This window comes from Shewanella sp. FJAT-51649 (genome assembly GCF_019457435.1).
In the GTDB taxonomy this organism is placed as follows: Bacteria; Pseudomonadota; Gammaproteobacteria; order Enterobacterales; family Shewanellaceae; genus Shewanella; species Shewanella mangrovisoli.
This window is the reverse complement of record NZ_CP080411.1, coordinates 3,746,692-3,758,330: the sequence shown is the minus strand read 5'-3', so window position 1 is coordinate 3,758,330 and position 11,639 is coordinate 3,746,692. Positions and strand designations below refer to the sequence as shown.

Below are 11,639 nucleotides of genomic sequence, written 5' to 3'. Positions count from 1 at the left end.
ACATTGCCACTGGAGTGTGAATGCCTCAATCTGTCCCGTTATTTCAAATCGAGCCTGTGAGTAAAGCGCAGGATCAACTCATCCAGCAAAAGATCGATCTTAAGACTAAGCCGCCCGGCGCTCTGGGGCAGTTAGAGTCCTTGGCGTTGCAAATTGCCCGCATCCAAGGGGCTAAGCAGTTGCAGATAGTTAACCCGACTATGTTGGTGTTTGCCGGAGATCATGGGATTGCTGCCGAAGGCGTGTCGATTGCCCCGAGTGAAGTCACGCGGCAGATGGTGCAAAACTTTGCCCATGGCGGCGCGGCCATCAATGTGTTTTGTAGTCAGTTAGGCTTCAATCTCGAAGTGATTGATTGCGGTATTTTAACCCCAGTTGAAGATGCCGAAGGCATTATCGACCAACGCCTTGGCGCGGGAACGGCCGCGATTCACTTAGAACCTGCCATGACGTTAGCCTGCGTGGATAAGGGCTTTGCCATGGCGCAGGCGTTAATCGAGCGTCACCATCAGGAGGGCTGTAACTTGGTCGCATTTGGTGAGATGGGTATAGGCAATACTTCGTCAGCGGCGGCAATTATGGCGGCCATTATGCAACTCGATGTGGCCGACTGTGTTGGCCGTGGTACGGGCATCAATAGCGAGACCCTAGAGCGTAAACAGATGCTTATCGAACTCGCGCTGCTGTTACACCAGAGTGCGATGACAGGGCCTCGGCAAGTGCTGGCCTGTTTGGGCGGCTTTGAAATTGTGCAAATGACGGGAGCCATGCTCGCCGCCGCCGAGCGCAAGATGCTGGTCGTGGTGGATGGTTTTATTGCAACCGCAGCGGCTTTGGTTGCCGTGAATATCAACGCGAATGTGCGGGATTATTTGATTTTTGCCCACCGCTCCGAGGAGCAAGGTCATCAGCGCATGTTGGAACATTTAAAGGCTAAGCCCTTGTTATCTTTAGGGCTGCGATTAGGCGAAGGCACGGGCGCTGCCTTGGCATTGCCGTTAATTCAAGCCGCTGTAAATTTTTACAATCAAATGGCGAGTTTTAGTGATGCGGGGATTGAGGCTGTTGTATGATGTGCGCTGCTAAGTAGCTTATTTAAAATAATAACTTTTAGCTGACCTTTTTAATCTTAAACCTTGCAGCAAGTGTTAATTCACTAAGGATGCTTTATGTCAGAACGCGAAAGCTGGCACAAAGAGATAGATTTGTTTTTAGTGGCCATGGGCTATTTTACTCGCATTCCTATGCCCAAATGGGTTGAGGTCGATGCCGACAAGCTCAATAAAGCCAGCCGTTACTTTGGCTTAGTGGGCCTGCTGGTGGGGCTACTCAGTGCCATCGTGTTTTGGCTCACCCAAAACTGGTTGCCCGCCGGCGTGTCTGTGCTGCTGTCTATGGTCACGGGCGTGCTGTTAACGGGTGGTTTTCACGAGGACGGTTTAGCCGATACCTTCGATGGTTTCGGTGGTGGTTGGACGGCAGAAGACAAGCTACGGATCATGAAAGACTCTCGCCTAGGGAGCTACGGCGCCTTGGCTTTGATGCTCGTGCTGATGCTCAAGTGGCAATTATTAGTGGAACTCGCACTTTATGACCCTGTAGTTGCAGGCTCAGCGATGATAGTCGCCCATACTGTGAGCCGCGTAGTTGCCGCCAGCCTTATCTTTACCGAGAAATATGTGCGCGACGATGAGTCCAGTAAATCCAAGCCGTTAGCGCAGCATCAAGGCATTAATGAACTGTTTATTTTGATCGCCAGCGGCGTGTTAGTGCTGCTAGTGCTTAAGGGCATTGCCGCGCTGTCACTGTTACTGGTGATGATAGGTCTGCGCCGTTTGATTGTGGTGATCTTTAGACGCCAAATCGGCGGCTACACGGGTGATACCTTAGGCGCGGCGCAGCAGATCTGCGAAATCGTCTGTTACTTCGTGCTGCTGGTTGTGGGTAGCATACTGTGATCCATTTAGTGCTAGGCGGCGCGCGTAGTGGCAAGAGCCGCTACGGCGAAGCCTTAGTGCGCCAGTATACCGCCCTCGGATTCGATGCCTGCTATCTGGCGACGGCACAGGCGCTCGATGCCGAAATGAGCAGTCGCATTCGTTTACATCAGGATGGACGTGCTAAGGATGATATTGACTGGCAACTAGTCGAAGAACCCTTGGCATTAACCGCCAAGCTCAAACACTTAGCCAAACCCGGCCGAGTGATTCTGGTAGATTGTTTAACGCTTTGGCTCACCAATCAATTACTTGCACAAAGCCCCGAGGCAGAACCCGCTTCAACGGAATCGGACTTTGCCTTGGATTTTGCCCGCTCTCGCCATGAGCCTTTAGAACACTGGCGGCAGCAGCACGCCGATTTTATCCAGACCTTAAGCACCCTTGAGGGCGTAGTGATTTTAATCAGCAATGAGGTCGGCTCTGGCATTGTGCCCTTGGGTGAATTGAGTCGTCAGTTTGTCGATGAGGCGGGTTGGTTAAATCAGGCCGTTGCCGAGGTGGCGGATAATGTGACCTTAGTGGTGGCGGGTCTGCCATTGGTGCTTAAATCGAGTTAAGACAAAGTATTGTCGACGCATTCTTAGGAAGGGAGCGAACCACCGATTCCCCTTTAGTCAATTTTCCTCTGTTGAGTGACGTTCTTGCCCATGAATTCAAATAACACCTCCAGCCCTACTTCAGCCTTGTCGCAAAACGAGTCACGAATAGCAGCTCAGCATTCTGGCGCAAAAGTGCTTATGGTGCAGGGGACAACCTCGGATGCAGGCAAAAGTACGTTGGTGGCGGGGATTTGTCGTCTGCTCGCCCGTGAGGGGGTTAAGGTCGCGCCTTTTAAGCCACAGAATATGGCGCTCAACAGCGCCGTCACCATTGATGGTGGCGAGATTGGCCGCGCTCAGGCGCTGCAAGCCGCAGCCTGTTTTCTCGCGCCGCACACGGATTTTAATCCCATCCTGCTTAAGCCAAGCTCGGACACGGGCGCGCAGATCATAGTGCACGGCAAAGTCTTAACCACCTTAGAGGCCTCGGCCTTTTTCGGGGAAAAGTCTAAGGATTATAAAGCCATGGCGCTAAATGCCGTGCTGGAATCCTTTGCCCGTTTAGGTCTGCAATACCAAACGATTGTGGTTGAAGGGGCGGGAAGCCCGGCGGAAATTAATCTGCGCGAAGGTGATATCGCCAATATGGGCTTTGCCGAGGCGGTCGACTGCCCGGTGATCATTATTGCCGACATCGACAAAGGCGGGGTGTTTGCCCATTTAGTGGGCACCTTAGCGCTATTGTCTCCCTCCGAGCAGACTAGGGTAAAAGGCTTTGTGATCAATCGTTTTCGTGGCGATATCAGCTTATTGCAGTCTGGTCTCGATTGGCTCGAGGCCCATACGCAAAAGCCCGTGTTGGGCGTGTTGCCCTATTTGCATGATTTGCATTTAGACGCCGAGGATGCACTTATCGAGTCGCCCACTAAGCAGGTACAAAGCCGTTTTAAGGTGCGGGTATTAGTGTATCCCCGCACCAGTAATCATACGGATTTTGACCCGCTTAGACTGCACCCGGATATCGATTTTGATTATGTCTCGCTCCAGACTCAGGCCTCAGCACCGACGCAGGAGATTACCGCCGATCTGCTGATTTTACCCGGCAGCAAGAATGTCCGAGCGGACTTGGCTTTTTTGCGTGAGCAGGGCTGGGACAAACAAATTGCTAAGCATTTGCGCTACGGCGGTAAGTTGCTGGGGATTTGCGGCGGCTATCAAATGCTGGGTGAAAGCATTGCCGATCCCATGGGGATTGAAGACGCGCTCGGCGTGAGCCAAGGGCTGGGATATTTACCCATTACCACCGAATTTAAGGCCGAAAAGCAGTTACGTAGTGTCACAGGCCAGTTAGCGCTGCAAGGGCAACAAGTAGAGGTGAAGGGCTATGAGATCCACTGCGGTGAGTCCGAATATCTCACGTCCAGTGATGCCGCCAAGAGTGCGCCATTACGCTTGAAAAGTGAGAGTGCTTGCGATCAACAGGCAGAAAAGTCTTTTGCCGATGGCTGTTTAAGTGACGACGGGCAAGTGCTCGGCAGCTATTTACATGGGCTATTCGACAGCCCAGAGGCCTGCCAGCTTGTCCTTAACTGGGCTGGGTTGGAAAATGCTCAAGCGATTGATATCAATGATATTCGCGAGCAACAGCTGGACCGTTTGGCCGATGTATTAGCCAAGCACCTCGATATGCAAAAACTCGCATCCATTATAAATGCATAAGTGTTAGCAGTAGGAAGAACAGAAGATCATGACAGTAGAGAACGAAAAACAGCTCGACAACGAGCAAGCGCAAATCAAGGCTGAACGCCATAAGGCGCGCCAGCAAAAAGTGAAGGCGGGTGTGGACGCTAAAATTGCCGCCGCCCAAGAAGAAAAAGGCATTCTGCTGGTGCTCACAGGCAATGGCAAGGGCAAGTCGACCTCAGGTTTTGGCACGGTTGCCCGCGCGGTCGGACATGGCAAAAAAGCGGCTGTAGTGCAATTTATCAAGGGCACATGGGAGTGCGGCGAGCGTAATTTGCTTGAAGGTGCAGGCGTGGCCTTTCATGTGATGGGCACTGGCTTTACCTGGGAAACCCAAGACAGAGAAAAGGACACAGCCGCCGCCCTCGTGGCGTGGGAAGCCGCCGAAGCCTTGCTCCAAGACGAGAGTATTGATTGCCTGATGCTCGATGAACTGACCTATATGGTGAGTTACCATTACCTCGATGTGGAGCGGGTGCTCACGGCGCTGAAAAACCGTCCGCCGATGCAGCATGTGATTATCACTGGCCGTGCTTGCCACCGCGCGATTATCGAACTGGCGGATACGGTCAGCGAAGTGCAACCCATTAAACATGCCTTCGAAGCGGGCATTAAAGCACAGCCGGGATTCGACTATTAAGCCGAGCGGCTAAGGCGGATGGGTGACACCGCGAGCCGCCCTTTAAACCCAATTAGGGCTGTTGTTCCTCGGTAAAATCCGTTAGCGTCTCTATCGTTAGCGTTTTTATCGATAGCGTGAGTAGCATGGGTAACTCAAGGATGATGCGATGAATAAACGTATTGTGATTTGTGCCGACGGTACTTGGAATCGGCCAGAGAAAGACCTGAAGGTGGATTTTCCCACCAATGTGCTGCGTCTAGCGCGGGCTATCAGCCCGATGGCGGCCGATGGAAAACCCCAGCAGGTGTTTTACGACTGGGGCGTTGGCTCCTATTACGATCAAGCCATCGGCGGCGCGACGGGGCGTGGGCTGCACAAAAATATCATGGATGGTTACCGCTACATAGTGCAGAACTACTCCCCCGGTGATGAGATCTATCTGTTTGGCTTTAGCCGAGGCGCTTACACAGTGCGCTGTTTGTGTGGTCTTATCAATAACTGCGGCATCCTCAAGCGCCACGATGCGAGGCTGATTCAACAAGCCTTTGACCACTATAAAAAAAGCAGTGCACCCTTTGCCCCAAGCGGCGATAAATCCGTTGAATTTAGACAAAAGCATAGCCACGAATCGCGGGAGATTAAGTTTGTCGGCGTGTGGGATACTGTGGGCGCCATGGGGATCCCGATTTCGTTCCTCGGCTTATTCGAAGATAAAGACGAGTTTTACGACACTAAGATTGGCCGCAATGTGCGGGTTGCCCGCCATGCCTTGGCGATAGACGAACACCGCAGCGACTTCGAGCCTACGATTTGGCAACTGCGCGACAATATGGATATGCAGCAGGTCTGGTTTGCCGGTGCCCATAGCAATATTGGTGGCAGTTATCTGCCGGATAAGGATGGCTCGCTATTGTCGGATAATGCGCTCGCGTGGATGATGGCAGAGGCTGAGCGGTTTAATTTGTGCTTAGAGCCGCACCTAGCGGCGAGTTTGCACCCCAATCCTTTGTCGACCTTACACGACTCGCGCCGCAGTTTTTACCGAATTAAGCAATCCTATTTGCGCCCAATCGACCCTAACGTCGCGCCCGTGTTGCTGCATCGCTCGGTGAAAACGCGCTGGGATCGAGACCCTAAATATCGGCCTAAGAATCTGCAGACCTACCTTGATCAGTACGGCTGGCCAGAAGAATTCATCGATTAAATCATAAGGAATATCATGTTAATGCGACGCTTTATTGCCCTCGGTCTGAGCTTGGCGCTGTTACCCATAGCGGCGCTGGCCGAGCCTGCAAAACGTATTATTGCGCTTTCGCCCCATGCGGTTGAAATGCTCTACGCCATTGGCGCAGGGGAGTCGATTGTGGCCGCGACAGATTATGCGGATTATCCCGAAGCGGCGAAAAAAATTCCCAGTATCGGTGGTTATTATGGGATCCAGATTGAGCGGGTATTAGAACTTAATCCCGATCTGATTGTGGTGTGGGATACGGGCAATAAAGCCGAGGATATCAATCAACTCAAAAACTTAGGTTTTAAACTCTATAGCAGCTCCCCAAAGACACTTGAGGATGTCGCCAAAGAAATTGAGGAATTAGGTGAGCTGACGGGGCACACTGAACAGGCGAGTCGAGTGGCGGCGGATTATCGCAGTGAGTTGCTTCGATTACGTAGCGAGAATGCGGCTAAATCCGAGCCAAAGGTGTTTTATCAGCTGTGGTCGACGCCCTTAATGACGGTCGCGAAAAATAGTTGGATCCAGCAAATCATCGGTGTTTGCCATGGCAAAAATGTTTTCTACGATGCGGCGAGTGATTATCCGCAGGTGAGTTTAGAAAATGTGTTACTGACCTTGCCCGAGGTGATTTTACAGAGCGAAGAGGAAGGTAATGTCAAAGGGATTGATTGGAGCCAATGGGCCGAAATCCCCGCGGTTAAAAACCTGCATATTTATCAATTAAATGCCGACTTATTGCACCGCGCGACGCCCAGAGCGTTACTCGGAGTAAAAGCCGTATGTGATGCCTTGGATAAAGCACGTTAGCTAAAGCGTGTAACTAAAGTGTGTAACTAAAGCGCGTTAATAGTCTATTGCAGCATGGAATGCGCGTAAGGGGGGATAAAGATGTCGACACCAATCAATGTCAGTGTAGATATCAGTTCAGGCGCCAATTCAGAAATCAGTGATAAGGGCACACTTGTGCTGCTGTGCGGCAAGATGGGCGCGGGGAAATCGACCTTGGCTCGTGAACTGGCCAAGGGTGAACACTGCGTGCTCATCAGTGAAGATGAATGGCTAGCGAATTTATATCCAAATGAAATTAAAGACTTTGATGCCTATATTCATTAAGCCGCTACTGAAGCGCCATATTGAGGCACTGCTGCTGGCGGGATTAACTGTGGTCATGGATTTTCCTGCTAATACCCTCAATCAAAGGCGTTGGTTGCTGGGCTTGAGTCTCGATACGGGGGCGGCCCATCGACTGATTTATCTAAAGCACAGCGATGAGTTATGTCTGAGTCGCCTTGCCCTGCGCCGCCAAGCAGAGCCAGAACGCGCCCAGTTCGATACCGAAGCCGTGTACTGGCATGTTAGCAGTTTCTTTCAAGCGCCCACGGAAGAAGAGGGCCTTAATATTGAAATCCTTGAGTCATCAGACTGTTGAGTAATGAACTATGTACCAAGTGATAGAGCAAGTGGCGTCGGTTGAAGATTTTATCCGTTTACGGCAGATTTCGGGCCTAAGTCCTCGACCTTTGGCGGGCGTCGTCAAGGCGCTGCCAAAGAGTTTATACGGCGTGCAAATTAACTGTGGTACCCAAACCGTGGGTATGGGGCGGGTTGTGGGGGATGGGGCGATTAACTTTGAGATCGTCGATGTGGCTGTGGATCCTGAGTATCAAGGCAAGGGGCTTGGCCGATTGATTATGCAGCATATTATGGCCTACCTAGACCGTGAGGCTTTTACGGGGGCTTATATCACCTTAATGGCCGATGTGCCTGAACTCTATGAAAAATTTGGTTTTAAATTCAGTAGTCCCGCCAGCGAAGGCATGTATCTGGTGAAATAGGTGCAGGCCTGCATACACAACAAAAACAATAGGATCCCTTAAAGATGAACACGTTACTGATTTGCTTATTTATCGCTATGTTATTGCCTTACTTAGCTAAAGGCCCAGTCGCATGGGCAATGGCCAAAGCCGGCGGTTATGATAATCATCATCCGCGAACTCAACAGGCGCAATTAACCGGATTTGGTGCGCGGGCACTCGCTGGACATCAAAACGCCTTCGAATCCCTACTGATTTTTGGTTTGGCCGTAGTGACGGTTATCGCCACGGGCAAAGTCACTGCGACTGCCGAGTGGTTGGCGGTTGTGCATATTGTCGCGCGGGTGGCGTATCAGATCTTGTATCTACTGAACAAAGGCACATTACGTTCACTGTCTTGGTTTGTGGCGATTTTCAGCGCCTTTGGGGTCTTCTTCCAAGCCTTTTAACGGCCAGGTGTGAGTTTACAGTGATGTGAGTCTCTAAGATCGACGGAGTTGAGATGAGAGTAGTGGATACTGAGAATCGAGCCTGGTTTTTGTTTGAACATGAGGGCGAACTTTATCTGGATGCTAACTGCAGTATGAGTGCATTTGGTTATCACTACTTGATCCCATTAAATGAACAGGAATCTGCGCGCTATCGTGAGATGGGGCGAGCATACTTAACGCAACTCGCCTACAACATTCATTATTCGGTGCCGATTGCTGAAAACAGCCGCTCAATTTATCGAGGCAGAGATAAATCCAGAGAGTTTGAACCCTTATCTCGTCGTGCAATCCAGCTATGGCGGGAAAGGGGTCTCCAACAACTTAAGACAGCACTCTAGCTTAGGCTTGGCTTGCTGTGTCAAAAATCACAATTGATGAATTTATCGTCGACTTTCTGACATTAGTTAAGCAGTACATGATTTATTGTCACTTAAAAAACTATGTCAAATAATCGCTCATTTTTAATGGTTAATAGCCAATTTTGACGGCTAGAAGCTGACTTTGGTCTCAAATAGCTAAATTGATGTAATTAAAGGTTTTTGTGTTTTTGTATCCTATTGAATAATGGTGGTAATCTGACAATTTTAAGCCATTAAATTGACAGTTTTTTTTATGAAAAACCTCAGTTATATTGCAGTTGTTGATACAATTGTTGAGGTTTAAAAACCATGTTACGTCTAATGACCTATGGCATTGTCGCCTTTGCATCTTGGTTTATTTATCAGGATGTTTCCGACCATTTTGGAATGGAGACCTTTGATAAGGTCTTGGTGGAGAATGTGCAACATAAGGTAGAGGCTCGAAAGGCAAAAGCAGCGGCGGAGCTATATGCTCAGCAGCTTAAGCGTCAGGCCGCAGCCGACTGCCAAACGACAAACGCATGCACTCAATAACGGCGATGTATCATCTTTGTTCTTGCTGCGCATAAGTAAGAAGCTGTTCGCCACAGTGTCAGACTAGAGGGGCAAATAATCCTATTTGCCCCTCTTGGGCTTATGAGCCCTAAAACCAACTAAAGCAATCTTGTTAGAGCTGCTGTTTGTTCACTGGCTACTTTTGTGTGGCGCGGTAGTGGTCGAAGTTTTCGATATAGTCTTCGAGATTGGCGTCGATCATCTCTTTGTAGCGCTCGATATAGTAATCCATCATTTCCTGTTTTTTGGCCTGCATTTGTTCTTTGGATTCAAAGCTGGTGGAACCAAACCAAGCGTTGTAGCGGGCGACGGCCCACATAAAGGAAGCACTGACCTCACCGGTTTGGATCTCGGTATTTTGGTTTTGCTGGTTCGCGAGCTTAATCATCTCGGTGGCACGTTCGTAAAAGGCTTGTTGGTTATCAGACATCAGCAATTCCTATTGTTGGGCAAAGTGAAGAGGGCGTTGAGTGCATCGCCCTTTAGGCTGTTACTAATAACCCTAAGGTATTTTGTGGTTGAGGGACAGTCGTGCGCTTCACAGAATCCGTTGATATCACACCAAAAGGCGGCGCCGAAATGAAATATGGGATAGGCGTAACATTTTTCACTGCTTTGGCGAGCGCCTTTGCCGTAGATGCTTGTTGCTACGCCAGTCAGTGGGCTTGATACAAAGCTCGCCATTTAGAGCTCGCCCTAGTTAGCAGCAAAACTCCACATCGCTTGGATAAGGCCATTGGATACTTCAAAGACCACCATGACTTCAAAGGGCTCCTCGCGGATGCCGCTGATCCGTTCGTGATCGACCACCTTATTGCCGACCACCATACGATTGAGGATCTCGGCGTGCAGATGCGGCAAGTTAAAACGTTCATTCTGATAGAAATCACTAAAGGCGGCCTTGCCTCGGATCACGGGCTCTGTGGCGGGTGGGCGATAAATACAAACATCGTCGCTAAAGAGTGCGACAAAGCTTGTAAGGTCGCGTTGGTTATAGGCGACTAACTGGGCTTGCACTAAGGCTTCGGCTGTTTGTTCTGCAATCTGAGGCATTTGCTGGCTCAAGCTATCTTCCTTCAAAATAGGGGCTGAGTCTGATAAGAGACGTTAGCCCGTTAAGGTTAACGAGAAGGGGCTTTTTAACGCTTATTATCGTTATCTCAGCCTGCTTTCCCGCTATCGCGATTAATGATGAATTGATATTAAATTTTATTATTCCAATAGCTTAAGCTGCGTTTGTCCCCAAGGTGTGGCAAAGGGCATGGCTTCTTGTGGGGTTAAGATAAACTCCTGCTCACAACCATCGCCACGGGGCATTTCCCAAAACTTAATCCTATTCGCCTCGAGGGTGAGCTGAAAATACCCAGAGCCGTCGGCACTTGGGCATTCGGCATCTGGTGCCGCATTGGCAAACAACTTTTCCTTAAGTGCAGGAGGGAGTGGATAACTCATGCTTTCTGGCAAGTTTTGCGTGGGGTTATCGGCAATAAACCACTGCCACGGATGGAAAGGTTTGCCATCGGCGAGGGAGAAGCTAACAAACTCTTGGCTGATCCCATTGGCGCCAAAACCTGCCGCCCAGCGATATAAGCGCACACTGAGCCAATGCTGATTGAGGAAGATCGGTTCTGCATAGGTCTCATCGGCCACAAAATGGCCCATTTGCGACAACATTCTGCGGCGCGTATCAAAGGTCTGTGCCAGTTGCGCATCATCGGTGAGCTTTTTCTCAAGCCACTGATTAATGGCGGGAATGCCTTTTTGTGGGCCGTTAAATTCGATGCCGACTTCGGTGCCATAGGTTAGTGGACGGTATTCAATGGTTTGAAAGGCTTGCCATTTTCCACGGCTCAGTGAGGGTTTAGTTTCAAGCGGCAGATTGTAGGCATCGGCGCCGCAGTCATCCTGGTTATCCGGGCTGAGTTGGCGCTCAAGCTTTATGGGTAAGGATTTGCCTGAATTGTCTTTAAACCAATGGCCGCTGAGTTGCTGCGCCGTAGCGCTATCGAACTGCCAGTTTCCTGTATTGTTTTCTTCTTTCCAAATACCGTTTTGCAGCTCGAGTTGTATTGGGGTTAGGTAGCGTTGATAGTAATAACTGCCGCTGCCGTATTGGTTAAAGCAGACTCTAACACTGCTTTTACCCAGCGTGCCCTGCCAAATCCCTGAGAGTTCATCGGCGGCAAGAGTGCTAAAAGGTAGCGTAGTGGCAAGCAATAGGCTTGAGGACAGCAGCGTTAGTAACTTCCGTGTATTCATGTTTTTCTCTTAAAAGATAA

Annotated in this window: 16 protein-coding genes; 13 read left to right on the top strand and 3 right to left on the bottom strand. The window is 50.0% G+C overall.

All coding sequences use genetic code 11. The annotated features are described in order from the left end of the window. Positions 1-20 precede the first annotated feature (20 nt). From cobT to K0H59_RS16535, 13 genes are all read left to right on the top strand, one after another. Positions 21-1,073, top strand: coding sequence for a nicotinate-nucleotide--dimethylbenzimidazole phosphoribosyltransferase (cobT, locus tag K0H59_RS16590; RefSeq protein ID WP_220053743.1), 1,053 nt, complete (start codon positions 21-23; stop codon positions 1,071-1,073). 96 nt (positions 1,074-1,169) lie between these two features. Beyond that, entirely contained in the window at positions 1,170-1,958 is a 789-nt protein-coding gene (locus tag K0H59_RS16585; protein WP_011621638.1) for an adenosylcobinamide-GDP ribazoletransferase, read from the top strand. Further along, positions 1,955-2,557 (top strand): bifunctional adenosylcobinamide kinase/adenosylcobinamide-phosphate guanylyltransferase, encoded by a 603-nt coding sequence (gene cobU / locus K0H59_RS16580; protein WP_220053742.1) that lies wholly within the window; start codon positions 1,955-1,957, stop codon positions 2,555-2,557. Before K0H59_RS16585 ends, cobU begins: the two co-directional genes overlap by 4 nt. 90 nt (positions 2,558-2,647) lie before the next feature. Beyond that, on the top strand, positions 2,648-4,258 hold the full coding sequence (locus K0H59_RS16575; RefSeq protein WP_220053741.1) for a cobyric acid synthase: 1,611 nt from the start codon (positions 2,648-2,650) through the stop codon (positions 4,256-4,258). Positions 4,259-4,286: 28 nt separating this feature from the next. Next, on the top strand, positions 4,287-4,922 hold the full coding sequence (gene cobO, locus K0H59_RS16570; protein ID WP_011718082.1) for a cob(I)yrinic acid a,c-diamide adenosyltransferase: 636 nt from the start codon (positions 4,287-4,289) through the stop codon (positions 4,920-4,922). A 148-nt stretch (positions 4,923-5,070) separates the two neighbouring features. After that, complete coding sequence (locus tag K0H59_RS16565) at positions 5,071-6,108, top strand: DUF2235 domain-containing protein (RefSeq protein ID WP_220053740.1); 1,038 nt, start codon at positions 5,071-5,073, stop codon at positions 6,106-6,108. 15 nt (positions 6,109-6,123) lie between these two features. Further along, positions 6,124-6,948, top strand: coding sequence for a cobalamin-binding protein (locus K0H59_RS16560; RefSeq protein WP_220053739.1), 825 nt, complete (start codon positions 6,124-6,126; stop codon positions 6,946-6,948). A gap of 81 nt (positions 6,949-7,029) precedes the next feature. After that, complete coding sequence (locus K0H59_RS21350; protein WP_309304149.1) at positions 7,030-7,254, top strand: AAA family ATPase; 225 nt, start codon at positions 7,030-7,032, stop codon at positions 7,252-7,254. Further along, positions 7,238-7,570: an AAA family ATPase gene (locus tag K0H59_RS21345; protein WP_309304148.1), complete on the top strand. Its 333-nt coding sequence runs from the start codon at positions 7,238-7,240 to the stop codon at positions 7,568-7,570. The genes K0H59_RS21350 and K0H59_RS21345 overlap by 17 nt, the downstream gene beginning before the upstream one ends. Positions 7,571-7,580: 10 nt before the next feature. Continuing rightward, complete coding sequence (locus K0H59_RS16550) at positions 7,581-7,976, top strand: GNAT family N-acetyltransferase (protein ID WP_220053738.1); 396 nt, start codon at positions 7,581-7,583, stop codon at positions 7,974-7,976. A gap of 44 nt (positions 7,977-8,020) precedes the next feature. Further along, complete coding sequence (locus tag K0H59_RS16545; protein ID WP_011718077.1) at positions 8,021-8,404, top strand: MAPEG family protein; 384 nt, start codon at positions 8,021-8,023, stop codon at positions 8,402-8,404. Between the two features lie 53 nt (positions 8,405-8,457). Beyond that, a complete protein-coding gene (locus K0H59_RS16540) occupies positions 8,458-8,784 on the top strand; it encodes a hypothetical protein (RefSeq protein WP_088210315.1) in 327 nt (108 codons plus the stop codon). A 330-nt stretch (positions 8,785-9,114) separates the two neighbouring features. Further along, on the top strand, positions 9,115-9,339 hold the full coding sequence (locus K0H59_RS16535; protein WP_088210316.1) for a hypothetical protein: 225 nt from the start codon (positions 9,115-9,117) through the stop codon (positions 9,337-9,339). Between the two features lie 157 nt (positions 9,340-9,496). On the opposite strand, the gene K0H59_RS16530 is transcribed toward K0H59_RS16535, so the two are convergent. From K0H59_RS16530 to K0H59_RS16520, 3 genes are all read right to left on the bottom strand, one after another. Then, entirely contained in the window at positions 9,497-9,790 is a 294-nt protein-coding gene (locus tag K0H59_RS16530) for a DUF3144 domain-containing protein (protein WP_011621652.1), read from the bottom strand. Between the two features lie 266 nt (positions 9,791-10,056). Continuing rightward, positions 10,057-10,413, bottom strand: coding sequence for a nuclear transport factor 2 family protein (locus tag K0H59_RS16525; RefSeq protein ID WP_220055621.1), 357 nt, complete (start codon positions 10,411-10,413; stop codon positions 10,057-10,059). A 159-nt stretch (positions 10,414-10,572) separates the two neighbouring features. Continuing rightward, on the bottom strand, positions 10,573-11,619 hold the full coding sequence (locus K0H59_RS16520) for a hypothetical protein (RefSeq protein WP_220053737.1): 1,047 nt from the start codon (positions 11,617-11,619) through the stop codon (positions 10,573-10,575). Positions 11,620-11,639 lie beyond the last annotated feature (20 nt).